The sequence below is a fragment of the Dactylosporangium cerinum genome (genome assembly GCF_042653625.1).
Lineage (GTDB): Bacteria > Actinomycetota > Actinomycetes > Mycobacteriales > Micromonosporaceae > Dactylosporangium > Dactylosporangium cerinum.
This window is the reverse complement of record NZ_JBHSIU010000009.1, coordinates 88,229-112,258: the sequence shown is the minus strand read 5'-3', so window position 1 is coordinate 112,258 and position 24,030 is coordinate 88,229. Positions and strand designations below refer to the sequence as shown.

The window sequence follows — 24,030 nt, the reverse complement described above, 5'->3', positions numbered from 1 at the left end:
GCGGCGCCTCAGCCCGCTACTGTCCCGGCGGGCAGCTGGCGTTCGAGGTCACCGGCCGGCACCGGCCCGGAGAAGTAGCGTCCCTGCGCCTTCTCACAGCCCAGCAGCGTCAGCTCGCGGGCCTGCCCCTCGTCCTCGACGCCCTCGGCGACGGTGTCCAGGTGCAGCATCTGCCCGAGCCGCAGCACCGCCTGCGCGACCGCCGAGCCCTTCGAGGTGCCGTCGAGCTCGGCGACGAAGCAGCTGTCGAGCTTGAGCGCGTCGACCGGCAGGCGGGTCAGATACCGCAGCGACGAGTAGCCGGTGCCGAAGCCGTCCAGGGCGATGCGGATCCCGGCCGTGCTCAGCGCCTCGAGCTGCCGCAGGTCGGCCTCGCCGACGACCGCGCTCTCGGGCACCTCCAGCACCAGATGCCCGGCGAAGAACCCGGCCCGGTCCAGGATCTCCAGCACCTGCCCGGTGAAGCCCTGGTTGTCCAACTGACGGGGCGAGATGTTGACGTTGAGCTGGAGCGAGGGCACCCGCCGCTGCCACGCCTTGGCCTGGGCGCAGGACTGCTCCAGCACCCACCGGCCCAGCTCCTCGATCATCCCGGCGCGCTCGGCGAGCGGGACGAACACCTCCGGCGCGAGCAGCCCGTGCCGCGGGTGCTCCCACCGCACGAGCGCCTCCACCCCGGTCACCTCGCGGCCCGGCAGGGCGACGATCGGCAGGTACAGCAGGCGCAGCTGTCCCGCACCGATCGCGCCGCGCAACTCGTGCTCCAGCGACAGCTCCGCCTCCCCGGTCAGGCTGCGGTCCCAGCACTGCCAGCAGGTGCCGCCGGTGCGCCGCTTCGCCTGATACATGGCCAGGTCGGCGCGGTGCAGCAGCTCGTCGGTGGTGCACTCGCCGGGGCCGGCGAGCGCGACGCCGATGCTCGCCGACGCGCGCAGCGCCTGCTCGCCGAACGGGATCGGCTGCTCCGTCGCGGCCACGATCCGCCTGGCGACGGCGACGGCGTGGTCGACCCGGCCGATGTCGTGCAGGACCACCGCGAACTCGTCGCCGCCGAGCCGGCCGACCAGGTCGCCGCCGAGCACGCTGCGGCGCATCATCTCGCCGAACTCCACCAGCAACCGGTCCCCGGCCTCGTGCCCGAGGGTGTCGTTGACCTGCTTGAAGCCGTTCATGTCGATGAGCAGCACCGCGGTGCTGCGCCCGGTCCGCTCCCCGCGCGCGAGGGCCCGGGCGAGGACCTCGTGCACCCTGGAGCGGTTGGCCAGGCCGGTGAGCCCGTCGGTGACCGCCATCTCGCGGCTCTCCTGCTGCACCAGCCCCTGCCGCAGCACCACCAGGCCGGTGATGCCGAACGCGCCGACGACGAGCCCGGCCCACGGATACGCCTGCTCCTGCCGCACCGCGGCCAGGATCATCAGCGCGTAGCCGACGCCGATCGCCGCGTACGGCAGCTTCCCCGCCAGCCCGCGGCGAGTGACGCGCGGCTCGGGCTGGTCCGCCACGCGCCGGCTCGCCTGCCGGTTCTGCTCGGCGGCGGCGACGGCGATCAGGAAGTGCGTCGTGGTCCAGCAGACGAACTGCCAGGCCGTGCGCTCGACCTCGGCGGCGTGCGCCTGCATGTAGCCGAGGTAGCCGTCGCCGACGGTGAACACGACCATCGCGACGGCCACGATGCCCAGCGGCCGGCGGAACGTGGGGTCCGCGCCGCGCAGCAGCACCTTGGCGATGCCGAACAGCAGGGCGAGGTCGGCGGCCGGGTAGGCGGCCGCCGCGACGACGGCGCCGACCGAGGTGCCGTTGGCCAGGATGTACGGGCCGACCACGAAATACCACATCAGCATCGCCGCGCCGGCGAGGACCGTGGCCGCGTCCAGGAGGTGCTTGTGGCGCTCCATGCGGGTCGCCGAGTGCAGCGGAAACGTCTGCACCGCGAACAGCAGCATCAGCACGAACGCCAGGTGCGCGGCGTCACCCGGGGACGGGAACGGCCGCGGGCCGGTGACGGCGAAGATGCCCACCACGCCGAGCGCCAGCGCGTACCCGAACGACATGAACCGCCAGGAGCGCCGGGTCCGCTCGGTGAGCCCGTCGTGGCGGGCGGCACGGACGGCACCGAACAGCCCGGCGGCGCTGAGGACGAACATCCCGGCCCCGGCGGGCACGTGGATCGGGACCCGCCCGGTGCCGACCGCGACGGCAATGCCCGCGAGGGTGAGCCCGTGCAGGCCGCCGAGCACCCAGAGCGTGGCGGTCCACCACCTCGTCCGCTGGTCGTCTACCGCCGCGATGGCAACCCACTCCCCGAACCGCTGCTCCTTGTCGATCGTCCTTTTCGGCGGCGTACGGGTGCGGCTGAGCGAAACGGCCGCGCCTTGTCGTATCTGCGGAGCCCCTGACGCGTCAGCCCAGCCCCTGACGCCGAAGGCCGCCGGAAAGGTTCGGGTCGGATTCAGGCCTGCGAATCTTCGCGGACATCGATACGGTGATCGGGCACAGCACCTGACGGGGGAAAGGTGGTGCTCGTGGATTCGCTTGCCCTGAAACAGGATCCGGTCATCGACCGGCCCGCTCCGCGCATCGTGCTGCTGGCCGCGGCAACCGCGGGCGTGGTCGCCCAGGGCGGCTTCTACCCACCGGGCCGGGCCCTGGTGACCCTGCTGGCCGTGGCCGCCTGCCTGCTGGCGCTGCACGCCCACCGGGACCTCTTCGCCGGCCACACCGCGGTCCTCGGCACCGCCGCGGCGGTCGCCGGCTGGGCGCTGGTGCGCGGCGCGACGAGCGGCGGGCTGCCGGTCGCCGCTGCCGTCACGGCGAGCCTCGCCACCCTGGTCGTCGCGCTGGCGGTGGTGCGCCGCGCCGCGCCGGCCGGCCGCGTCCGGGTCGCGTCCGGCCTGGTCGCGCTCGGCACCCTGGTCGCCGTCACCGGCTGGGCCGGCGTCGCCTGGCGGATCGGGCGCTGGTCGGTGCTCGTCGAGTCGACACTGTGGCGGGCCGCGTCCACGCTGACCTATTCGAACGCCGCCGCCGCGGTCCTCGCCGTCACCGCGCTGCTGGCGCTGGCGATGGCGCTCACCGAGCCCGGGACGTGGCGGTGGCCCTGCGCCGTCTACCTGACGCAGGTCGGCCTGGCCGCGACGCTGAGCCGGGCCGGGGCGCTCGCGTTCGCCACCGGCCTGGTCGTGCTCGCCGCCACCGCCGGGGCGCGGGCCGTGCTCCGGCACGCCGTCCCGGCCGCGTTCGGCGCGGCGGTCGCCCTGGCGGCGCTGGTCCCGTCGTTCCCGGCCGGCGGTCGGCCCGAGCCGCTGCTCGCGGTCGGCGGCCTGCTGGCGGGCGGTGCGGTGGCCGTCCTGGTGCCGCGGCTGCACGGCCGGTCCCTGCTCGCCGCGGCAGCGGCGGTGGCCGGGACCGGCGGCGCCTGGGTGCTGGCCGGGGGCGGGCCACGCCCGGCGGCGCTCGACGCGCTGCTCGACCGGCGGGCGACGCTCGCGTCGCAGGGCCGCTCCGGCGCCACCGACTCGGCGCTGGACCTGGTCGCCGCGCACCCCGTCGTGGGCAGCGGTCCGGGCCAGGCGCGGTTCTTCTGGACCGACCACACCGGCCAGCTGGTGGCGAGCCGGTGGGTCCACAACGAATACCTGCAGTGGCTGGTCGACCTCGGCGCGACCGGTCTTGTCCTGCTGCTCGCGCTGGGCGCCGCACTGGTCGTGCTCATCCGGCGCGGCCGGCGCGACAGCGTGCCCGCACCGCTGTGGGCGGGTGCCGCGGCCGCCGTCGCCGCACTCGCGCTGCACAGCGCCTTTGACTTCCTGTGGGAGCTGGCGGTCGTCCCGCTGCTCCTCGGTGCCCTGGTGGGCATCGCGGCGCCCTCCCACGGCGAAGAGTCCGCACCACCATCCAACGGGGAGGAACCACCATGAACATCACGAAGTCGAAGCTCGGCGTGGCCGCGCTCGCAGTCGGCGGGGTGCTCGCGTTCGCGGTGCCGGCCGGCGCCGCGGTCAACCTGCAGTCGGAGTCGCCGGGCGCGCCGACCATCAAGATCACCAAGAACGCACAGCTCAAGGCCAACGGGGCGGCCACGGTCGTGACGCTGACCGTCACCTGCCCTCCCGGCTGGTTCTTCAACGCCGGGGCGAGCGTCACCCAGACCGTCGGCAGCATCACCACCGGCGGGCACAACCAGACCACTGAGGCGACCTGCACCGGCGCGGCGCAGAAGGTGAAGATCCCGGTGACGGCGTCACCCGCACCGTTCCAGGCCGGCGTCGCCTACGCCCTCGGCGACCTGTCGGTGCGCAGCCCCAACTGGGCCTACGCCTACGCGAACACGGGCCGCGAGATCGTCAACGTCCAGTCCTGACCAGCAACAGGCGCGCCGGCCTTCCCAGGCCGGCGCGCCCTGCCGCCTGATGGCGCGCCATCAGGCGGGCACCGGCGGACCCGCTTCGGGGCGGAAGGGCGGCGGAGCGGCCCTGACGGTGCGCGGCGGGCGGGCCGCGTCGCTTCCGGTCAGGCCAGCGATGCCCGGGCGATCAGCAACGGCACGCCGGGCGACGGCACGCCCAGCGACGTCTGCCCGGCGATGGTCTCCACCGGCCCCTGCAGGACCACCACCTCATACGACTGCGGCGACGCCCACACCTGCGGCCAGGTCGCCGCCGGGCAGAGCGTGACCCGCGGGCCCAGCTCCAGGCTCGCCGGCTGCCCGGGCCCGACGTCGAACGTGTAACCGATCAGGTCCAGCCCCTGCGCGGTGGTGTCGCCGGGCTGGTTGAGCATCGGACCACCGCCCACGATCACGCCGTCCTTCAGGTACAGGACCTCGAACAACCGCGGCGGGCTGGAGACGACGTGCAGCGCGGCGGTCGCGGTGAACGTCACCGTGAGGTCGGGACCGGTGCCGGTCGCGGTCCGCCGGACCGGGTCGAGCGCCATCGTCAGGCCGGAGCGGGTGCCGGCGGCATCGGCGGGCACCAGCGGCTGCCCGCACATGAACACCTCCGGCACCGGGAGCTGCGGGCCCGTGGCCGACGCCGGGATGGACGGCTTCGTGATGGGCGGCTCCGCCACGGTGGTGCCGCCGTCCCGTGCGCCGCGGACGATGCCGGCCGCCGCCACCGCCAGCACGACCGCCGCGACGCCGGCCACCGCACGGACCACCGCGCGCCGGCGCCGGCGCCGGCGCACCCGGCCGACGAGGGTCTCGGCGGTGAAGCCGGGCGGGGCCGCGCCCGCCGCCGCGGCGGTGAGCTCATCGCGGAGCGACGCGTCACGAGGCTGCATAACCGTCCTCCCGGTCTCGATCGGGTGGCCCGCCCAGCTGCTCGGCGAGCCGGGCACGGGACTCGTGCAGGTACCGCTTGACGGCGCCCGGGCTCACCCGGAGCGCGTCCGCGCATTCCGGGATGGGCAGGTCGAGGTAGTAGTGCAGCACCACGCAGGCCCGCTGGCGGGGCGAGAGCCGCTGCAACGCCCGGCGGAGATCGCCGCGCACCTCCGACTCGGCATGCCGGTCCGGCGGGGCCGGCGGCACGGTCAGCGGCAGCAGCCGCCGGAAGACCCGGCGGCGCCGGTCCCGGTCGAGGTACAGATTCAGCATGACCTTGCGGACATAGCCCTCCAACTGGGCGATGTCCGGGTGCCGCGCCGAGCTGAACGTCCGGACCAGCGCGTCCTGGACCAGGTCCTCGGCGTCCCCGCTGTCGCCGCACAGCAGGAAGCCATAGCGCTTCAGCGCCGCGCCGCGCTGCTGCACGAGCTCGGTCAGCGCGCGCTCCCAGGCCATGCCACCACCTTCCCGTCACGCACTATGACGAACGAGGCAGCGCTCCGGTTGGGGGCAACGACCTGGCGGGCCCAGCGAAACGCCCCCCACCTGTGGTGAGGGGCGCCCGTTGCAGTCTGACCTCGTGCGGCGTCAAGGCATTGTCAGAAGCGGGTAACGCGTTGCGGCACGACGGACGACGCGCGATACCACCGTGCGAAGTCTTCGGCGCCGGGCCGGAGCACGAACGTGCCGGCGACGTCGATCACGAGGTCGACCGTCCAGGCCGCGTTGAAGACGTTGAACTGGCCACCGGAGCTGAGCGGGATGATCGTGGCATTCGACCGGATCTCGTGCTGAGCCAGGTTCAGATTGCTCATGTCCGGACGATTCTCACCGGTCGGCCACAGCGTCAGATACGTCGAGTTCGACGGATTCACGCCGGTCAGATTGGCCGCCAACGCAACCGTCCGGACATCGCTCAGCATGCCCGGTGGGCGGATGGTCGTGCTGCTCGCCGGACCCAGTGGATGCGCACCGGCCCCCTGGCGGGTATCGGTGATCCGGGTGGGTCCGAGCGGCTGGAACCGCAGCCCGCCGAGTTCCCCGTCGTCGTAGATGCCGATGATGTCCACCACGACATGCGTCTTCCCGCTGGAGCCGTTGTAGATGGTGATCGACGGTCGGCCACCGCATTGCCAGTACGCACACAGTGCCGTCGGCACGATCGCGAAGTTCGACACCACGGCCTGTGGGACCAGGTTCAACATCGACGTCAAGGGAACCGGACCGGTGCCGTTCCACGCGGTCAGGTACCCGCCGAGCTGCGGAGCGACCGCGGTGACGTTCACCGCGAACGCCCGGACGTGCGGATGGAAGCCGGTGGGGAGCTCGACCGGGATCGTGACACCCTCGAAACCGTTGAGCGGCCCGCCGAAGTCGGGATTGCGGGTGTCCAGCACACGCGACGGCGTCAATGGCACGTAGTCGCCGCCGGCCAGCCCGTTCACGTTCGCGGTCGTGTAGAAGCCCACGACGTCGGTGATGACGTGCACGGTGCCGGCCGGGTTGTAGATGTCGACCTTGCCCCCGGCGCCGACCGGCACCGTCACCGAGTTCGCGCCGGTCCAGCCCGCCGGAAAGTTGAGGCTCGACGTGGTCGGTCGCGCGGCGCCCGTCGGATAGACCGTGAGATAGCCGGCCGACGTCGGTCCGGTGACCGTCATGTTCAGCACGACCGCCGACACCCCGGTGGGTGGGACACTGCCCACGCCGGTCACCGGCAATGCCAGTGTCGTGTTGGCACCGAGCGGGCCCGCGCCATTGCGGGTGTCCAGCAGGCGGCTGGGATTGACCGGCACGTAGCGGCCCGCACCGGCGTCGCCGTGCACGTTGAGGTTCGCGCCCCACAACCCCTCGATGCTGCTGCCCTCAATGGACAGGCGGGCGTTCTGGGCACCTTCCACGGTCGGGTGTGCGGTGATCTCGACGGCGCAGCTCTGGCCGGCCGGTAGCGTCGTGCCGGCGCAGCTGTCACCCACGATCGAGAACTGATCGGGCGCTGCCCCGCCGAGCGTCACGGCGCCGAGCTCGCGCGGCAGCCGGCCGATCGACCGCACCGTCAGGGTCTGGGCGGCCGAGGTGTAGCCCGGCCACACCGTGCCGAAGACGAGGGTGGGGTGCGGAAAGTCCGGCGCAGCGACCACGGCATCGGCGGAGTACGCCGATGTCGAGTGGTAGCGCAGTTCCCCATACGTGTGGTTGCACTCCTGGTAGTAGCTCGCCACCACGGAAGTGATCGCGTGCGTTGCCGGGTCGCGCGTGAACTCATGGATGGTGATCGAACCCTTGCCCAGGCACCCGACATCGTCGCCGAACAGTTGCACCTGGTAGGTGCTGGCTCCCGGATCCGATTCGGTCCGCCAGGTCCCGACGTTGAGCGTCTGGTTGAAGTTGGGCTGGACCAGCGCCCTGAAGCGACTGCTCTGCCCGCCGCCGTTGGGCATGGCGTCAAGGCGGAAGCCCTCGCTCCCCCACCTGGACATGGTGAAGGTCGCGTTGGTCGAGTCGTAGTCGTGATTCCACCAGTCACCGGTGGTGGTGAACGCGTCGAATGGTGCCGTCGGACCGGCCGCAGCCGCAGTGCCGACGAACGGGATCGCGCTCAGTGTCACCACCATCGCGACGGTTGTGCCTATCCCCCGTAGAAGGCGCATCAAAGGTTCTCCAGTCGTGTCTGCTGTACCGGCCGGCTAGTTGATGAACAGCAGCGACGGCGTGGCGGCCGGCTGCCTGATCGGATTGCGCGGTCCTGCGTTCGTGGTGAGACTCCGGGCAGTCGCCGCCGAACCGGGCCCGAACTCGAAGGTTCCGGCCACGTCGATCACCAGGTCGACCGTCCAGGCCGCGTTGAACGCGGCGAACTTGTTGCCGGGACCGACCGGGATGACGGCTGCGTTCGATCTGACCTCGTGCGGCGTCAAGTTGAGGTTGCTCACCATCGGCTGGTCGCCGCCGTCGGCCCAGAGACTGAAGTAGGTCGAGTTCGACGGGTTCACGCCGGTCACGTTCGACACCAGCGCGGCCGTGTTGTCGCCGGCCACCGTCGCGGGCGCGGTGATCGTGGCGGTGCCCCTGCCGGTGAAGGTGCGCGCACCGAGGCCCTCGCGGGTGTCGGTGATCCGGGTCGGTGTCAACGGGTGGAACCGGAGCCCACCGTCGAGCTGACCGTCGTCGTAGAACCCGAAGATGTCGACGATGACGTGGGTGCTGCCGCTTGACGCGTTCGCCACCGAGATGGTCGGGAACCCGCCGCACTCGTCGCACCACCTCGTCGGGACGATCGCGAAGTTGGGCACCACCGAGTGCGGGGTGAAGTTGAGCGTCGAGGCGCCGGGCGGCAACGCGTTGGCGCCGCTCCATGCCGTGAGGTATCCGCCGGCGGTCGGATCGACCGCGGTGATGTTGACCGCCAGTGCGGTGATGTGCCGGTCGAACTCCGGGCCGTAGCTGACCGGAACCCGCACATAGGTGAACCTGGGAAGCGCGCCACCGAACGTTCCGTCGCGGGTGTCGACCAACCGCTCCGGCTCGGTCGTCCAGTACGTTCCGGCCGGCGCACCGGACTGCGCCACGTCATCGCCGTGGTAGTAGCCCGACACGTCCGCCACCACATCGACATTGCCTGCGGGGTTGTAGATGTCGACCTGACCGTTCGTCCCGACCGGCACGGTCACGGCATTGGCACCGACCCACTTCGCCGGGAAGTTGAGGTTCGACGCCGTGGGCCGGGCCACCCCGCTGGGAAACACCGTGAGGAAGCTGGCCGACGTCGGGTTGACGACGGTCATGTTGAGCACGACGGCGGTGACGCTGGTCGCCGGCACGCCACCGCGGCCCGTCACCTGGAGATGCAACGTCTGCCCGCCACCGAGCGGCGCCCGCGGTGCACCGGTGCCGTCCCGCGTGTCGAGCAGCCGGACCGGGTCGAGCGAGGTGAAGGTGCCTTCCGCGCTGCGCTCCCCGGTCACGGACAGCGGGATCGACCGCTTGCCGTATGCGCTGTTGTCCGCGACGGCGAGCTCGGCGGCCTGATCGCCGACCGCCGCCGGCTGGGCCTTGACCGTGATGTCACACGACTGCCCATACGCCAGGGTCTTGTTGACGCAGGCGTTGGCGACGACGCTGAACTGCGCGGCCCCGCCACCAACCAGCGAAGCCGCACCGAGCTGGAGTGCCGCACTACCGGTCGACGTCAGCGACACCGTCTTCGTGGCGGTGTGCCCCGCCACGACGCGGCCGAAGTCCAGCTTCGCCGGGGACTGCACGGCGTCCGTATACGGCCGGTTGGAGTGCCAGCGGATCTCGCCGTGCGCCGGCAAGCAGTTCTGCTGGTCATAGGTGGCCGCGATCGAGGTGACCGCGAAGGTCTGGGGATCGAGGGTCAGCTCCTGGATGGTGATCGAACCGGACGACTGTGAGCAGCTGCCGGTGCGCGCCACGCTCAGCCCGTAATGGGTCGCGTCCTCGAGGGACAACGTCGGATAGGTGCCGATCGCGAGCTTCTGCCCGATCGCCGGCGCAACCCTGAGCGTCCAGAACTCCCCTTTGTCGTCATACGCCTCGAAGAAGAAGCCCTTGTCGGCAGGTATGAACGGCCGCAGGGTGACCCACCCGTTGAGCGGTGACAGCGAGACGCTCGCGACGCCGTTGACGGTGAGCGCATCATACGGAGCGGTCGGTCCGGTCGCAGCGCCCGCAACGGTCGGTAGCGGGATGACTGCGAGACCCACAGCGGCGAGGACGGCGGCGAACTTGCGATGCAGGCGCATGGACTCCCCGTTGTGCGGTGCGGCAGCCGCCGAACGATAGCTGATCTTCACGGGACGGCTCAACGGCCGAACATCCAATGTAGCGTGACCATCGATGCAGGTCGCGGCGCGGGCCAGGCTGATCCGAGGATCCAGCCGGGCCCGCCGTTGAGCTCAGCGTTCGTTACTCATCTTTCTGTGCTTCAGTGCAGGGGTCGCACGAGCGGGTCGCCTGGGATCGGCGGTCGCTTCGTGGCCAGCGCGTCCGACGATGTCGTCGTGGCCGTGGCCAGTGGCAGTGGATACGGGTAGACATCGAGCGTTCCCGAAACGTCGAGCACCAGGTGGACGTTCCAGGCCGCGTTGTACACGTTGAACTGCTTGTCGCCGTTGACCAGCACGATCGACGCGTTGGAGCGAACCTCATGCGGCGTCAGGTTCAGCGTGCTGGCCGTCGGCCGCTGCTTCCCAGTCGGCCACACCGTCAGGTACGTCGAATTCGACGGGTCGACCCCGGTGACGTTGGCGACCAGCGCCACCGTGCCGGCCTTCGCGACCGAACCCGGCGCCGTGCAGGCCGCCGCCCAACGTTGCGTCGTCGTAGAAGCCGACGACGTCGACCACGATGTGCGTGGCCCCGCTCGACGCGTTGAGGATCGCGATCGACGGGATGCCCGCGCACCGTGGCACGACCGCACAGGGACTGGTCGGGATGACCGCGAAGTTCGGCACGACCGTGTGCGGCTTGAAGTTGAGCGTGGATGCGTCCGGCAGGCCGTTCGCTCCACTCCACGCGGTGAGGTACCCACCCTGCTGCGGGTCGACCGCCGTGATGTTCACCGCGAGGGCCTTGACATGCGGGTTGGCTACCGCGCCGTAGTCCGCGAACACGGTGACGTAGAAGAACCCGGGCAGCGGCCCGTCACCGTCTTCACGGGTGTCGAGCAGCCGCGTCGGGTTATGCGGTTGATACTCGCCACCCCAGCTGTAGTTGTCGTCGTCTGCGCCGTGGTAGGCGCCGACGATGTCCACGATGACGTTGGTCCGGCCGGCCGCGTTGTAGATGTCGACCAGACCGTTGACGCCGAGCGGAACGGTCACCGAGTTGGCGCCCACCCAGCCGGCGGGGAAGTTCAGGCTCGATGCGGTCGGCCGCGCGGTTCCCGCCCGGAAGATGGTCAGGAACCCGGCGGACGTCGGCGAGTCGACGGTGACGTTCAGCACGACCGCAGTGCCGGTGGAGTTCGTACCGACGCTCCAATTGGCATTGAACCGCAGGGTCTGTCCCGGACCGATCGGTGAGGTGGTGATTCCGCCGATTCCGTTGCGGGTGTCAAGGATGCGGCTGGGCGGAAGTGCGAAGTACTTTCCCGCGTTGGTGTCGCGACCAGTGGCCGCCAACTGCACGATGCGTGCCCCGAAGGGCGAGTTGTCGGCGACCTGGAGGGTCGCCGTGACCCGCTCGTAGCGCTGCGGGTGCGCGGGCACGGAGACCGAGCACGTCTGACCATAGGCAAGCGTGGCGTTGAGACAGCCGTTGTTCACCACTTCGAACGTGTCGGTCTGGCCCTTGAGGGTGGCCGCGCCGAGCTTGATCGGGGCGCTGCCGGTCGAGGTGAACGTGACCGACTGGGGCGCCGTGTTGTGCCCCATCCCGACGGAGTCGAACGAGAGCTGACCCGGCACCTGCCGGGCCTCGACGAAGCTGACGAGACCGGTGCACGGTATGGATCGGGGCTGTCGACGGCAATTGGCCTTTCGGCCGCGTTCGACGAGTCAGCGAGCGACCCGGCGGCCGGCCCGCTTCCGGACACCGGTTGATCAGGGGGTTTCGGGGGCAGGTGCAAACCCGTCGACAAACGTTGACGCCCTGACCGGGTATCCCCGGTCAGGGCGTCGTTGCCAGAGCCGCCTAACGGAATCGAACCGTTGACCTATTCATTACGAGTGAATCGCTCTGCCGACTGAGCTAAGGCGGCAACGATGACCAAGTGTACGGCACGCCTCGGGGGCGCGCGCGAGGGGTTTCCCGGGTAACGTCCGGCGCGTGATCCCCGACGATCTGCCGGCCGCCCCCGGCGAGTTCACCGCCGAGCCCGGCGAGCCGCTCCTGCCGATGCCCGAGGTGCAGAAACCGGTCGCGCAGGTCGGTGACCGGCCCAACGCGCTGGACCCCGACCAGATGGGATTCACCCCGCGGCGGGCCGTGCCGTGGTTGAGTCCGGTGCTGCTGAGCGGGACCGCGGTGCGGGTCGTGCTGGCCGACCTGTTCGGGGCCTACCTGGACAAGCGGGAGCTGCAGGACTCGATGCCGGACCGGATCATGCGGGAGGCGCCCGGCTACAGCGGCACCGTCGGCGATCTCGGGGCGGAGGACGACGCCGAGATTCCCGACGGTGAGCTGTGGGTCGACTACTGCGCCGACACGGGTGACGGGTTCAACGCCACCTACTCCATCGCGTACCTGCTGGCGCAGCGCTCGCTGAGCGTCGAGGGGCATGAGCTGCCGCGCGGCGAGGTGCTCGTGCTCGGCGGGGATCAGGTCTATCCGACGGCGAGCGGGCAGCAGTACGAGGACCGGTTCAAGGGTCCGTTCCGCGCCGCGTTCCCCGACCCGCCCGAGGAGGGGCCGCGGCCGCGGATGTACGCGGTGCCCGGCAACCACGACTGGTATGACGGGCTGACCGCGTTCCTGCGGCTGTTCGTCCGGGGCGGCGAGGGCAAGATCGGCGGCTGGCAGACCCGCCAGTCGCGGTCCTACTTCGCCATCCAGCTGCCCAACCGGTGGTGGATTCTGGGCACGGACGTGCAGGCGGGCGCGTACATCGACGATCCGCAGCTGCGGTACTTCAACCGGGTCGCGGCGCGGCTCGGCCCCGGCGACAAGGTCATCGTCTGCCCGCCGGCGCCGAGCTGGGTGGAGGCGCAGGAGGACCGCAAGGCGTATGACAGCCTCGACTACTTCGTGCGGACCGTGATCACGCCGACGGGTGCGGACGTGAAGCTGATGCTGTCGGGCGACCTGCACCACTACGCCCGGTACGAGGGGGCCGACCGACAGCTGATCACGTGCGGTGGCGGCGGCGCGTACCTGTATCCGACGCACGAGCTGCCGCAGCGGCTCGAGGTGCCGCCCCGCCGCTCGCTGGTGCGCAACGCCAGCCCGTCGCAGTGGTTCGACTTCAAGGCGGCCTACCCGAGCCGGGCGCGGTCGCGCGGGCTCTCGTTGGGGGTCTTCTGGCGGGTGCCGTGGCGCAACCCCATGTTCCTCGGGCTGCTCGGCGTGCTGCAGACCCTGACGATGCTCGCCTTCGTCAACGCCGCCGACCGGGTCATCTCCGGCACCGAGCAGCGCCTGGTCACCATCCCCGCGATCCTGATGGTGCTGGTCGACGTGCTCAGCGCGTACTTCCTCGCCATGCCGGGCGTGGCCGGGAAACGCAGACCCCGGCATTGGATCCTCGGCCTCGGGCACGGCGCCGCGTTCGTCGGCATCGCCGTGCTCGGCACCTGGGCCTGGCTGAGCCTGCCGTTCGTCGACCAGGCCTGGCCGTTGCCGCTGCTGATCGCGATCGTGCTGTACTTCCCGCTGTCGTGCGTCGCCGCCGGTGAGCTGTTCGCCCTGTACCTGTTGATCGCCTCGAAGTTCGGGGTGAACCTCAACGAGCTGTTCGCCGGTCAGGGCATCACCGGCTACAAGGGCTTCCTGCGGCTGCGGTTCGGCACCGACGGCACCCTGACGATCTACCCGATCGGCGTGGACCGCACCGCCCGCCGCTGGCAGGCGCAGCCGGCGGGCTCCTGGTTCGCCCCGCGCAAACCGATGCGGCTGCGGCTCATGGAACCCCCGATCGAGCTGTCCTAACGCAGGTAGGCCAGCAGGCCCACCTCGGGCGCCAGCGCGCCGGGCTGGGCGAGGGCGCGGAAGTCCTCCTCGACGCCGGCCCGGTCCAGCACGCCGGCCCGGGCCGCCTCGTAGCGCACGATCGAGAACAGGAACACGTCGAGGTTGTCGAACTGGGTGCCGGCCTCGATGACCTGCTCCTCGTGGAACCAGACGGCGACGCGGCCGTTGGTCAGCAGGACGTACAGGTTGCCGCCGCCGTCGGAGGCCAGCGACCACACGTCGTCGTCCGTCAGGGGCGTCGCATAGTCCGAGTCGAGGATCTCGCAGTCGTTGCCGGCGAAGTCGAACCCGTAGGAGTAGTCGGAGACGTCGACGACCCACGGCAGCGTCCCGGACCGCACCCGGCGGTCGAACGCGGCGAGCGCGGCGGCCGCGTCCGCCGGCAGCCGGGCGAGGAACGGCTCGACCGGCCGGACCGGCTCGGCGAGCCGCACCGGCTCCCGGTCCGGAAACCAGCGGGCCAGGTCGGCGTCAAGGTCACGGTCGCCGTAGCCGGCGAGTTGATCGACGGTGGGTGGCATCCGGCGATCGTAGTGCCGGCGACGGGCTCCAGAGCCACGCGGGTGATCGGGGAACACCGGCCCGGCACCGGACTCGACGGAACGCCGCTCGGCCAGATCCGGCTACAGCGCCACGCGGGTGATCGAAGCGCGTGCACCGGCCGGGCCCGGTGGAACGCAGCACGGCCAGATCCGGCTACAACGCCACGCGGGTAATCGGGGAGCGCGCACCGGCCGAGCTCGATGGAACGCAGCTCGGCCAGGTCGGGGCTACAACGCCACGCGGACGATCGAAGCGCGTGCACCGGCCCGGCTCGGCGAACGCAGCACGGCCAGATCCGGCTACAACGCCACGCGGGTAATCGGGGAGCGCGCACCGGCCGAGCTCGATGGAACGCAGCTCGGCCAGGTCGGCGCTACAACGCCACGCGGACGACCGAAGCGCGCGCACCGGCCCGGCTCGGCGGAACGCAGCACGGCCAGATCCGGCTACAACGCCACGCGGGTGATCGGCGAGAGCGCGCCGGCCGGCCCGGTGCCGGGCTCGGTGTACCGCAGCTCGGCCAGGTCCGGCGACCACCGCTGCTCCAGATCGCGGGCGGCGCGGAACGCCTCGGCGACCGGCCGCAGAACGCGGACACCGATCCGGGCGGCCGCCTCGAGCACCGCCGCCGGCGGCGGCCCCTCGGCCAGGCCGCGAATCGCGACCGCCTCGGCGGAGCCGGTGACCCGGGCGACCGCCTCGGCGAGCTCGGTGCGCAGACCGTCGGACCAGTCGGCGAGGGCCTCGGCGTAGGACGCGGTGGCCCGCAGCCGTCCGGTGACGGTGGCGGGGTCGCCGCCGTCGCCGAGGTGCCCGGCGAGCGACTGCCACCGGGCCCGGAACGCCTCGGCCCCCGACCCCTCCCACGTCGCGGCGGCGGGGCCGAGATCCGCGGCGAGCCGGTCCCGGCGCCGGGCGAACCGGTCGGCGTCGGCCCGCAGCTGCGCCGCCGCCGTCCGCAGCGGCCCGGGGGTGAGCTTCAGCCCGAACTCGAGCGCGTCGCCCGGCAGTGCCCCGACCTGCCGCAGCAGCGGCCAGAGCGGGTCACCGGCCGGCGCCCCACCGGCGATCAGGACGGCGTCGACGCGGTGCAGCAGGTCGGTCCCGATCCCGGCGAGCCGGTCAAGGGCGTCCATCACGCGCCCCCTTGCCGCTGGTGTTGCCGCCGGGCGTCGTGGTCGGCCGCGTGATAGCCGTGGGCCGCCAGGCGCAGGGCCTCCGCGGTCTCGGCGAACCGGACGCCGTGCGCCGACGCCTCCCGGGAGCGGGCGGTCAGCGCCGTGGTCAGGGTGCGGTGCAGGGCCCGGCCCAGCTCACCGGGGCCGCCCGGGGCGTCGCCGCCGAGTGCCCGGGAGCCCGGGTCGATGAGCGCCATCGTCGTGCTCGCCCCGGCCAGCTCGTCGCCGGCGGCATCCAGCCGGCCGGCCAGATCGTCGAGTCGCATGCAGTCCCCCCGGAATGTCTACGTGCGCTACGCCAGGGAGCGGTAGTCGCCGAACGTCTCGGCGTGCAGCTTCTTCCTGGCCCAGGCGGCGGCGTCGGTGGCGGCGGTGACGGCCGCGCGGACCGAGCGGGACAGCTCGGCGCCGCTCTGCCCCCGCAGCTGGTCGATCCGCACGTCGCGGATCGTGCCGTCGGCGGTGACCACCACCTCGACCAGGCCGTCAGGGGAACGCACGCTCACCTCGACGGTCGTGACCGCCTTGTCGAACTCGGCGAGCAGCGCGTCGATGCGGCGGTAACGCTCCACCGCCTCCTCGATCCACGTCTCGTCGATCTCGCGCCCCATGTCGGCCCCTCCCCCGGGTGACCGTACGGCACCAGCCAGTGACACGAAACCCCGAAGTGCGGCCTGTGGATAACTTCAGCCGCGCCACAGCGCGAGCATCATCGCTTCGACGGCGATGCGTGGTTTGACGTTGGCCTCGATGGCGACGCGGCACTCCAGGACCGACTCGAGCCGGCGCAGCGTGCTCTCCGGCGCCCACTTCTGCGCGGCGGCGGCGGCCAGCTCGTCGGTGTCGCCGTGCACCGGCTCGACCGCCGCGGCGAACGTGTGGACCAGCACGTCGCGGTAGAAGCCGGCGAGGTCGACCAGCGCCCGGTCGAGGGCGTCGCGCTGGGCCCTGGTGGCACGCGACTTCTGCCGGCGCTCGAGGTCCTTGAGCTGGCCCGCCGAGCCGCGGGCCGCCCCGGCGGCGCCCTTGCCGGTGCCGCCGGCGCCGAGCGCGGTCTCCAGCGAGGCGCGTTCCCTGGCGTCGGTCTCGACGACGGACGCGGCGGCCTCGGCCTCGGCGGCCTCGATGAGCGCGGCGGCCGCGTCGAACGCGGCGCCGATGCCGGTCAGCCGGCGCGGCACGGCGAGGACCGCCTCCCGGCGGGCGCGCGCCTGCGGGTCGCGGGCCAGCCGCCGGGCCCGTCCGACGTGGCCCTGGGCGGCCGCCGCCGCCCACGCCGCGGTCTGCTCGTCGAGGCCGTCCCGGCGGTGCAGCAGCGCGGCGATCGCGTCGGCGGGTGGCTGGCGCAGCGGGACGACCCGGCACCTGGAGCGGATCGTGACGGAGATGTCGTCGGGGTGGGTGCTGGGCGTGCACAGCAGGAAGACGGTGCGCGGCGGCGGCTCCTCGATGGCCTTCAGCAGCGCGTTGCCGGCGGCCTCGGTGAGCCGGTCGGCGTCCTCGACGAGCAGGACCTGCCAGCGGCCCTGGGTCGGCGAGCTGGCCGCGCGCAGGACCAGGGCGCGCATCTCGCCGACCGCGATCGACAGCCCTTCCGGCACCACGAACCGCACGTCGGCGTGGGTGCCGCCGAGCGTGGTGTGGCAGGCCGGGCAGTCGCCGCAGCCACCGTTGGGGCACTGCAGCGCGGCGGCGAAGATGCGGGCGGCGACGGACCGGCCGGAGCCGGGCGGGCCGGTGAAGAGCCACGCGTGGGTCATGCCGGCCTCGGGCACGTCGCCGCGGACGATCGTGTCGGCCGAGGCGGCGGCGCGGGTCAGGGTCGCGACCGCGTCGTCCTGCCCGACGAGCTCGGCGAAGATCGGCGGCGCCGTGCCGACGGTCATACCAGCCCCCCAGAGGTCAACTCGTCGCCCGCGACGATCGGCGGCGCCGTGCCGGCGTTCATACCCGGGTCCCGCCGGACGGCAGCTCGTCGGTCAGTTCGTCGCCGGTGAGCGCGGTGACCGTCTCGGCCACGTCCTCGAGGATCTCCGCGATGTCGAACTCCTCGTCGGCGGGCATCAGGTGCCGGACCCGCTGCAGCACGCCGGTGGCCAGCGAATCGGCCGGCAGGGACGCGTCGAGCACCAGGTAGCGGCTCGGGTCGGCGGAGGCGAGATCGAGGAACGCGTAGCGGACCCGCTCGTGGAAGGCGAGCGACTCGCTCTCGAGGCGGTCGGCGTCGCCGCGGCGGCCGGCCCGGGCCAGGCCCACGGCCGGCTCCAGGTCGAGCAGGACGACCAGGTCCGGCTTGAGCCCGCCGGTCGCCCACTTCGACAGCCACGACACCTCGTCGACCGGGAGGGTCCGCCCGGCGCCCTGATAGGCCAGGGACGAGTCGACGTACCGGTCGCTGATCACCACGGCGCCGCGGGCCAGGGCGGGCCGGACCACGGAGGCGACGTGGTGGGCCCGGTCGGCGGCGTAGAGCAGCGCCTCCGCGCGGGGGGTCACCACCTCGCCGGTGACCTCGGGCGGGTCGAGCACCAGGCTGCGGATGCGCTCGCCGAGCGGGGTGGCGCCGGGCTCGCGGGTGACGACGACGTCGCGGCCGAGCCCCCGCAGTGCCTCGGCGAGGTGCCGGACCTGGGTGGACTTCCCGGCGCCCTCGCCGCCCTCGAAGACGATGAAGATCCCTTGGGCGGCCTTCGGCTCGTCGGGGCTGAGCGGGCGGCCGCGGATCGAGCCGAGCACGTCGGCGAAGAAGGGCACGCCCTTCTTGTCGTCCATCTGCCGCAGGGCGACGATCCCGGCGATGACGCCGAAGATGCCGGCGATGGCGAGCAGCGGGCGGGTGCTGGAGACCTCGAACTCCTTGAACCCGAGGTTGAGGTGCCGCGACCCGCCGGCGCCGACGATGACGCTGGACAGCGAGATGGTGAGCATGAGCACCACGCGGGTGCCCATCTGCACGAAGGCGAACGCCCGGCCGCGCATGTCGTCGGCGACCTCACCGCCGAGCAGCGTGGTGCCGGACAGGAACGCCATGCCGGCGCCGACCCCGACGAGCAGCGCGCCGGCGACGGCCACGACGAGGTGGGTGGCGAGGGCCAGGATCAGCACAGAGCCCGCGGCGAGGACGATCGACAGGCCGAACCAGCGGCGCCGCGACAGCGCCCCGACGATCTTCGGGCCGGCCGCGATGCCGACGCCGAGACCGAGGAAGAGCGTGGCGAAGAGCAGCGCGAAGCCGGCGTCGCCGGCGCTGAGCGAGACGGCGTAGAACTTCGCGGTGCCGACGACCACGCCACCGCCGGCGAAGGCGCCGAAGATGCCCAGCACCAGGCCGCGGACCAGCGGGGTCCGGCTGACGAACGCCCAGCCCTGGGTGAACTCCTTGAGCATCCCGGGCTTGCGCTCGACGGCGGCGGTGCGCCGGCCGCTGATCTCCTTGATGCCGAAGAACACGGTGATCGCGGTGGCGAGGAAGGTCAGCGAGTTGAACCACAGCGCGACCTCGCTCGGCTCGACCCCCTGCGGCCGGACGTCGCCGCCGCCGAAGATCACGACGACGAGTTTCTCCAGGCCGATGAGCACCAGGCCGGCGAGCACGGGCGTGATGCCATACGTGGTGGCGAGGGTCAGCTGGTTGGCGGTCTCCAACCGGGCCCGGGGCAGCAGGTTGGGCACCGCCGCCTCCTTGGCCGGCGTCCAGATCATCGCGGTGGTCTCGATGATGAACGTGGCGACGGCGGCCCAGGCGATCACGAGTGTGCTGTCGTCGACGATCAGCGCGGCGGCCGGCATCGAGGCGAAGAAGAGGAACCTGATCAGGTCGCAGACGACCATGGTCAGGCGCCGGTCGAACCGGTCGGCGAAGACGCCGGCGACCGGGCCGAGCACCAGCGCGGGCAACAGGCGCACCGCGATGACCGAGCCGAACGCCACACCCTGGGCCGCGGAGTTGTCCACCTGCGCGGCGGCGAAAGTGGAGGCGGCCAGCAGCCCGAGCCAGTCGCCGAGGGATGAGAGCCCCAGCACCGCCCACAGCCGGCGGAACGGCCGGATGCGCAGGACCGCCTTCAGCTCTCCGAAGCCGGACAAGTCGCTGCTCGCGATGGCGGCACCTCCTCAGTAGACCGCTTACTGTAACCACGCTACCGGTCGCCGGGTGTCGCGCAGGTGCGGGCCGACATACGTACGCGAGGTTCTTTCATATTCATCGCCGACTCGGTACGGTGAGTCGTGTCCAGCTCACGTGCCGCCCAACGGGCCCGCTACGACCGGGCCACCGCCGACCTCGACCCGCCGTTCGCGATCGTCGACCTCGACGCGTTCGACGCCAACAGCGCCGCGATGGTCGGCCGCGCGGCCGGCAAGCCGCTGCGGATGCCCAGCAAGTCGGTGCGGGTCCGCGCGCTGATGGACCGGGCCCTCGCCCAGCCGGGCTGGCAGGGCGTCATGGCGTTCACCCTGCCCGAGGCGCTGTGGCTGGCGGAGCACGGCACGTCTGGGGACGTCCTGGTGGCGTACCCGACCGCCGACCGGGCCGCGCTGCACCGCCTCGCCACCGACGAGAAGCTGGCCGCGACCGTCACCGTCATGGTCGACAGCCCCGCCCAGCTCGACCTGATCGACGCGGTCGTGCCGGCCGGCGAGCGGGCCGGCGCCGTGCGGGTCTGCATCGACCTGGACGCCTCCTGGCGCCCCGCCCGCGGCGTGCACATCGGGGTGCGCCGCTCCCCCGTGCACAGCGCCCGCCAGGCCGGCGACCTCGCCGCCGCGGTCGCCGACCGGGCCGGGTTCCGCCTGGTCGGGCTGATGTCCTACGAGGCGCAGATCGCCGGCCTCGGCGACGCCCCGCCCGGCCGCCCGGTGCGCGGCGCGCTCATCCGCATGATCCAGTCCCGCTCGTTCCCCGAGCTGCTGGCCCGGCGCGCGGCCGTCGTCGCCGAGGTCCGCCGCCACGCCGACCTCGAGTTCGTCAACGGCGGCGGCACCGGCAGCGTCCAGGCCACCGCGCAGGACCCGGCCGTCACCGAGGTGGCCGCCGGCTCCGGGCTGTTCGGCCCGTGGCTCTTCGACGGATACCGCCGCTGGCGCCCGCAACCCGCGGCGTTCTTCGCGATGTCGGTGGTCCGCCGCCCGAACCAGCAGGTCGCGACGGTCCTCGGCGGTGGCTGGATCGCCTCCGGGGAGACGTCGCCGACCCGCCAGCCGCTGCCGTGGCTGCCGGAAGGCCTCAAGCTCATCGGCACCGAGGGCGCCGGCGAGGTGCAGACCCCGCTGATCGGCCCCGGCGCGGCCGGCCTGCGCCTCGGCGAGCGGGTGTACTTCCGCCACGCCAAGGCCGGCGAGCTGTGCGAACACGTCAACGAGGTGCACCTCGTCTCCGGCGACACGATCGTGGACGTGGTGCCCACTTACCGCGGAGAAGGCAAAGTGTTCCTGTGACGGTGCGGTGGCGGGCGGCGATGGAGCGGGCGCTCTACGGCGACGACGGTTTCTTCGTCCGTCCCGATGCCGGACCCGCCGCCCACTTCCGCACCAGCGCGCACGCCTCGCCACTGTTCGCCGCCGCGATCGCCACCCTGCTGGAGCGGGTCGACGAGGCCCTGGACCGGCCCGCCCGGCTCGACCTCGTCGACGTCGGCGCCGGCCGGGGCGAGCTGCTGCGCGGCATCCTCGCCGCCCTCCCGCCGGCCGTGGCCGCCCGGGTCGCCCCCGTCGGCGTCGAGGTCGCCCCCCGCCCCGACGACCTGCCCGACGCGATCACGTGGACCGCCACGATCCCCTCCGGCATCGCCGGCCTGCTGGTGGCCACCGAGTGGCTCGACAACATCCCGGTCGACATCGTGGAGCTCGATTCGCATTTGCGTCCGCGGTACGTCCTGAGCACCACCGACGGCACGGAAGCCCTGGACGAGGCGCCGCTGACGCCGGGTGACGCCGCCTGGCTGGCCGAATGGTGGCCGCTCGACGGGCTGCCCGAGGGTGCCCGAGCCGAGCTGGGCGCGCCGCGCGACGAGGCCTGGGCGACCGCCGCCGGCCGCGTGAAGCGCGGGCTGGCACTCGCCGTCGACTACGGGCACCTCCGTGCCGCACGGCCGCTGTTCGGCACGCTCACCGGCTTCCGCCACGGCAAGGAGACCCCGCCGGTGCCGGACGGGTCGTGCGACCTGACCGTAGCGGTTGCGTTGGACTCGCTGGACGTACACCACCAACTGCTGACCCAACGGGAAGCCCTGCGGCTGCTCGGAGTGCACGGCGGGCGCCCGCCGATCACGCTGGCCTCCAGCGACCCCGTCGGCTATGTGCGCGCGCTGGCGCGGGCCGGCGAGGCGGCGGAGCTCACCGACCCTTCGGGGCTGGGCGGACACCACTGGGTCATGCACTGGGTATGAACATTCGTCATACCGGCGGTACACTGGCTGCCATGACGGCCAAGGTGACGTTGTCGTTCTCCGACCAGACCATCGCCGACGCCCGGCACTGGGCCGAGCGCGACGGCGTGTCCCTCAGCGCGTGGATCGACCGCGCCGCGCAGGAGCGCGCCCTGCGCGAGATCTTCACCGCACACGCCGAGGCGGTGCGCCGGGCCAAGCCCGACCTGGAGCGCGCCGCGCTCGCCGACGAGGAGGAGATCGCCCTGGTGGACGCGGAGCTGTTCAGCGGGCGCCGTGCGGCGCGGTGAAGTCTGGCTGATCAAGGGCGCCCGCGAGCGCCTCGGCCTGATCATCAGCTCCGACGTGTTCAACAGCACGGACGTGCCGGTGGTCATCGTCGCCGAGGTCACCGACCAGGAGGAGCTGCGCGACTCGCCGCTCGCCGTCGAGCTCGACGACCTGGTCGTCATGCCCGACCGCCTCTCCTCGCCGCTGAAGCGCTGGTTCACCGAGCGGGTCGCCGTCGCCGACACCGCGACGATGCACAACGTCTCGCGCGCGCTGCGCATCCTGCAGGACCTCTAGGCTGTTACTTATGACCTCCGAGTTGACGGTCGGCACGGGAGCGGGCCTCGACACCGCCGACATGGTGCTCAACATCGGCCCCCAGCACCCCTCCACCCACGGGGTCCTGCGCCTCAAGCTCGTCCTCGACGGCGAGCGGGTCCTCAGCGCCGAGCCGATCATCGGCTACATGCACCGCGGCGCGGAGAAGCTCTTCGAGGTCCGCGACTACCGGCAGATCATCATGCTGGCCAACCGGCACGACTGGCTGTCCGCGTTCTGCAACGAGCTCGGCGTGGTCCTCGCCGTCGAACGCCTCATGGGCATCGAGGTCCCCGACCGCGCCGTGTGGCTGCGCACCGCGCTCGCCGAGCTCAACCGCGTGCTCAACCACCTGATGTTCCTGGGCTCCTACCCCCTCGAGATCGGCGCCATCACCCCCGTCTTCTACGCCTTCCGCGAGCGCGAGACGATCCAGGCCGTCCTCGAGGAGGCGTCCGGCGGGCGGATGCACTACATGTACAACCGCGTCGGCGGCCTGAAGGAGGAGGTCCCGGCCGGCTGGACCACCCGCGCCCGCACGGCGATCGACCAGGTCCGCCGCCGCATGCCCGACCTGGACAACCTCATCCGCCGCAACGAGATCTTCCTCGCCCGCACCGTCGGCGTCGGCGTGCTCTCGGCGGCCGACGCCGCCGCCTACGGCGCGTCGGGCCCGGTCGCCCGCGCCTCCGGCCTGGACTTCGACCTGCGCCGCGACGAGCCCTACCTGGCCTACGGCGCCCTGGACGTCCCCGTCGTCACCCGCACCACCGGCGACTGCCACGCCCGCTTCGAGGTGATGCTCGACCAGGTGTATGCCTCGCTCGACCTCGCCCAGACCTGCCTCGACGAGGTCGACAAGCTCACCGGCCCGGTGAACGTCCGCCTGCCGAAGGTGGTGAAGGCCCCGGAAGGCCACACCTACGCCTGGACCGAGAACCCACTCGGCATCAACGGCTACTACCTGGTCTCCCGCGGCGAGAAGACCCCGTGGCGCCTGAAGCTGCGCACCGCGTCCTACTCAAACGTCCAGGCCCTGTCGAAACTCCTCCCCGGCACCCTGGTCCCCGACCTGATCGCCATCCTCGGCTCGATGTTCTTCGTGGTGGGCGACGTCGACAAGTAAGCCGGCAGCGGACCTCCCCCCACCACCGGGGCTGGCCGACCTTGCGGCGCACAGATGCCCACCCCACTCCAACCAGATACAGACAGCAACCGAGACGGCCCAGGGAAGCGCAGCGCCGACCGAGCCACACGGGCTGGTTAGGAGAGTGCGGCCGCGCAGCGGGACGCATGGGGCAGCGGGTGGGAACCCCCGCCGCCGCGCCGAAGGTGCGGCAGCGGGACAGCGGCC

Annotated in this window: 21 protein-coding genes and 1 tRNA gene; 8 read left to right on the top strand and 14 right to left on the bottom strand. The window is 72.2% G+C overall.

What is annotated here, in order from left to right; all coding sequences use genetic code 11:
- Positions 1 to 8: 8 nt before the first annotated feature.
- A complete protein-coding gene (locus ACFPIJ_RS05645; RefSeq protein WP_380113531.1) occupies positions 9 to 2,237 on the bottom strand; it encodes a putative bifunctional diguanylate cyclase/phosphodiesterase in 2,229 nt (742 codons plus the stop codon).
- 285 nt (positions 2,238 to 2,522) lie between these two features.
- Here ACFPIJ_RS05645 and ACFPIJ_RS05640 point away from each other — a divergent pair, with 285 nt between their 5' ends.
- Positions 2,523 to 3,917 (top strand): hypothetical protein, encoded by a 1,395-nt coding sequence (locus tag ACFPIJ_RS05640; protein ID WP_380113530.1) that lies wholly within the window; start codon positions 2,523 to 2,525, stop codon positions 3,915 to 3,917.
- On the top strand, positions 3,914 to 4,360 hold the full coding sequence (locus ACFPIJ_RS05635) for a hypothetical protein (RefSeq protein ID WP_380113529.1): 447 nt from the start codon (positions 3,914 to 3,916) through the stop codon (positions 4,358 to 4,360). Before ACFPIJ_RS05640 ends, ACFPIJ_RS05635 begins: the two co-directional genes overlap by 4 nt.
- Positions 4,361 to 4,509: 149 nt before the next feature.
- Here ACFPIJ_RS05635 and ACFPIJ_RS05630 read toward each other — a convergent pair whose 3' ends face one another.
- The 7 genes from ACFPIJ_RS05630 to ACFPIJ_RS05600 form a co-directional block, all read right to left on the bottom strand.
- Positions 4,510 to 5,283 carry a hypothetical protein gene (locus tag ACFPIJ_RS05630; RefSeq protein WP_380113528.1) on the bottom strand — a complete coding sequence of 258 codons (774 nt, stop codon included), beginning with the start codon at positions 5,281 to 5,283 and terminating at the stop codon, positions 4,510 to 4,512.
- Positions 5,270 to 5,785: a sigma-70 family RNA polymerase sigma factor gene (locus tag ACFPIJ_RS05625; protein WP_380113527.1), complete on the bottom strand. Its 516-nt coding sequence runs from the start codon at positions 5,783 to 5,785 to the stop codon at positions 5,270 to 5,272. Before ACFPIJ_RS05625 ends, ACFPIJ_RS05630 begins: the two co-directional genes overlap by 14 nt.
- A 143-nt stretch (positions 5,786 to 5,928) precedes the next feature.
- On the bottom strand, positions 5,929 to 7,944 hold the full coding sequence (locus ACFPIJ_RS05620) for a choice-of-anchor D domain-containing protein (RefSeq protein WP_380113526.1): 2,016 nt from the start codon (positions 7,942 to 7,944) through the stop codon (positions 5,929 to 5,931).
- A gap of 72 nt (positions 7,945 to 8,016) precedes the next feature.
- A complete protein-coding gene (locus ACFPIJ_RS05615) occupies positions 8,017 to 10,095 on the bottom strand; it encodes a choice-of-anchor D domain-containing protein (RefSeq protein WP_380113525.1) in 2,079 nt (692 codons plus the stop codon).
- A 182-nt stretch (positions 10,096 to 10,277) separates the two neighbouring features.
- Positions 10,278 to 10,475 (bottom strand): hypothetical protein, encoded by a 198-nt coding sequence (locus ACFPIJ_RS05610; RefSeq protein ID WP_380113524.1) that lies wholly within the window; start codon positions 10,473 to 10,475, stop codon positions 10,278 to 10,280.
- A gap of 22 nt (positions 10,476 to 10,497) precedes the next feature.
- The gene (locus tag ACFPIJ_RS05605; protein WP_380113523.1) at positions 10,498 to 11,760 is read right to left on the bottom strand and encodes a hypothetical protein; all 1,263 of its coding nucleotides are present in this window, start codon (positions 11,758 to 11,760) and stop codon (positions 10,498 to 10,500) included.
- Positions 11,761 to 11,980: 220 nt separating this feature from the next.
- A tRNA-Thr gene (locus tag ACFPIJ_RS05600) sits at positions 11,981 to 12,053 on the bottom strand.
- Positions 12,054 to 12,124: 71 nt separating this feature from the next.
- On the opposite strand from ACFPIJ_RS05600, the gene ACFPIJ_RS05595 reads away from it, so the two are divergent.
- Positions 12,125 to 13,939 (top strand): metallophosphoesterase, encoded by a 1,815-nt coding sequence (locus ACFPIJ_RS05595; protein ID WP_465252332.1) that lies wholly within the window; start codon positions 12,125 to 12,127, stop codon positions 13,937 to 13,939.
- On the opposite strand, the gene ACFPIJ_RS05590 is transcribed toward ACFPIJ_RS05595, so the two are convergent.
- From ACFPIJ_RS05590 to tmk, 6 genes are all read right to left on the bottom strand, one after another.
- The gene (locus ACFPIJ_RS05590; protein WP_380113522.1) at positions 13,936 to 14,502 is read right to left on the bottom strand and encodes a hypothetical protein; all 567 of its coding nucleotides are present in this window, start codon (positions 14,500 to 14,502) and stop codon (positions 13,936 to 13,938) included. The genes ACFPIJ_RS05595 and ACFPIJ_RS05590 overlap by 4 nt on opposite strands.
- A 468-nt stretch (positions 14,503 to 14,970) precedes the next feature.
- Positions 14,971 to 15,660: a WXG100 family type VII secretion target gene (locus ACFPIJ_RS05585; protein WP_380113521.1), complete on the bottom strand. Its 690-nt coding sequence runs from the start codon at positions 15,658 to 15,660 to the stop codon at positions 14,971 to 14,973.
- Positions 15,660 to 15,968 (bottom strand): hypothetical protein, encoded by a 309-nt coding sequence (locus tag ACFPIJ_RS05580; protein ID WP_380113520.1) that lies wholly within the window; start codon positions 15,966 to 15,968, stop codon positions 15,660 to 15,662. The genes ACFPIJ_RS05585 and ACFPIJ_RS05580 overlap by 1 nt, the downstream gene beginning before the upstream one ends.
- 27 nt (positions 15,969 to 15,995) lie before the next feature.
- Positions 15,996 to 16,313 carry a YbaB/EbfC family nucleoid-associated protein gene (locus tag ACFPIJ_RS05575; RefSeq protein WP_203852200.1) on the bottom strand — a complete coding sequence of 106 codons (318 nt, stop codon included), beginning with the start codon at positions 16,311 to 16,313 and terminating at the stop codon, positions 15,996 to 15,998.
- 75 nt (positions 16,314 to 16,388) lie between these two features.
- Positions 16,389 to 17,588, bottom strand: coding sequence for a DNA polymerase III subunit delta' (locus ACFPIJ_RS05570; RefSeq protein WP_380113519.1), 1,200 nt, complete (start codon positions 17,586 to 17,588; stop codon positions 16,389 to 16,391).
- 58 nt (positions 17,589 to 17,646) lie between these two features.
- Positions 17,647 to 19,788: a dTMP kinase gene (gene tmk / locus ACFPIJ_RS05565; protein ID WP_380113518.1), complete on the bottom strand. Its 2,142-nt coding sequence runs from the start codon at positions 19,786 to 19,788 to the stop codon at positions 17,647 to 17,649.
- A gap of 141 nt (positions 19,789 to 19,929) precedes the next feature.
- Between tmk and ACFPIJ_RS05560 the strand changes: the two genes are divergently transcribed.
- The 5 genes from ACFPIJ_RS05560 to ACFPIJ_RS05540 are packed head-to-tail and all read left to right on the top strand — an operon-like array spanning position 19,930 to position 23,802.
- The gene (locus ACFPIJ_RS05560) at positions 19,930 to 21,138 is read left to right on the top strand and encodes an amino acid deaminase/aldolase (RefSeq protein WP_380113517.1); all 1,209 of its coding nucleotides are present in this window, start codon (positions 19,930 to 19,932) and stop codon (positions 21,136 to 21,138) included.
- Complete coding sequence (locus tag ACFPIJ_RS05555; protein ID WP_380113516.1) at positions 21,135 to 22,088, top strand: SAM-dependent methyltransferase; 954 nt, start codon at positions 21,135 to 21,137, stop codon at positions 22,086 to 22,088. The genes ACFPIJ_RS05560 and ACFPIJ_RS05555 overlap by 4 nt, the downstream gene beginning before the upstream one ends.
- A gap of 32 nt (positions 22,089 to 22,120) precedes the next feature.
- Positions 22,121 to 22,378: a DUF6364 family protein gene (locus ACFPIJ_RS05550; protein WP_033363510.1), complete on the top strand. Its 258-nt coding sequence runs from the start codon at positions 22,121 to 22,123 to the stop codon at positions 22,376 to 22,378.
- Positions 22,365 to 22,655 carry a type II toxin-antitoxin system PemK/MazF family toxin gene (locus tag ACFPIJ_RS05545; protein ID WP_033363511.1) on the top strand — a complete coding sequence of 97 codons (291 nt, stop codon included), beginning with the start codon at positions 22,365 to 22,367 and terminating at the stop codon, positions 22,653 to 22,655. The genes ACFPIJ_RS05550 and ACFPIJ_RS05545 overlap by 14 nt, the downstream gene beginning before the upstream one ends.
- 10 nt (positions 22,656 to 22,665) lie before the next feature.
- Positions 22,666 to 23,802 (top strand): NADH-quinone oxidoreductase subunit D, encoded by a 1,137-nt coding sequence (locus ACFPIJ_RS05540; protein ID WP_380113515.1) that lies wholly within the window; start codon positions 22,666 to 22,668, stop codon positions 23,800 to 23,802.
- The last annotated feature ends 228 nt before the right edge of the window (positions 23,803 to 24,030 follow it).

Bases quoted from the DNA above. Each gene is read 5' to 3' on its own strand.
- ACFPIJ_RS05625 (WP_380113527.1), bottom strand. From the start codon at position 5,785: ATGGCCTGGGAGCGCGCGCTGACCGAGCTCGTGCAGCAGCGCGGCGCG.
- ACFPIJ_RS05630 (WP_380113528.1), bottom strand. From the start codon at position 5,283: ATGCAGCCTCGTGACGCGTCGCTCCGCGATGAGCTCACCGCCGCGGCG.
- ACFPIJ_RS05575 (WP_203852200.1), bottom strand. From the start codon at position 16,313: ATGGGGCGCGAGATCGACGAGACGTGGATCGAGGAGGCGGTGGAGCGT.
- ACFPIJ_RS05550 (WP_033363510.1), top strand. From the start codon at position 22,121: ATGACGGCCAAGGTGACGTTGTCGTTCTCCGACCAGACCATCGCCGAC.
- ACFPIJ_RS05570 (WP_380113519.1), bottom strand. From the start codon at position 17,588: ATGACCGTCGGCACGGCGCCGCCGATCTTCGCCGAGCTCGTCGGGCAG.
- ACFPIJ_RS05620 (WP_380113526.1), bottom strand. From the start codon at position 7,944: ATGGTGGTGACACTGAGCGCGATCCCGTTCGTCGGCACTGCGGCTGCG.
- ACFPIJ_RS05590 (WP_380113522.1), bottom strand. From the start codon at position 14,502: ATGCCACCCACCGTCGATCAACTCGCCGGCTACGGCGACCGTGACCTT.
- ACFPIJ_RS05580 (WP_380113520.1), bottom strand. From the start codon at position 15,968: ATGCGACTCGACGATCTGGCCGGCCGGCTGGATGCCGCCGGCGACGAG.
- ACFPIJ_RS05615 (WP_380113525.1), bottom strand. From the start codon at position 10,095: ATGCGCCTGCATCGCAAGTTCGCCGCCGTCCTCGCCGCTGTGGGTCTC.
- ACFPIJ_RS05540 (WP_380113515.1), top strand. From the start codon at position 22,666: ATGACCTCCGAGTTGACGGTCGGCACGGGAGCGGGCCTCGACACCGCC.
- ACFPIJ_RS05585 (WP_380113521.1), bottom strand. From the start codon at position 15,660: ATGGACGCCCTTGACCGGCTCGCCGGGATCGGGACCGACCTGCTGCAC.
- ACFPIJ_RS05635 (WP_380113529.1), top strand. From the start codon at position 3,914: ATGAACATCACGAAGTCGAAGCTCGGCGTGGCCGCGCTCGCAGTCGGC.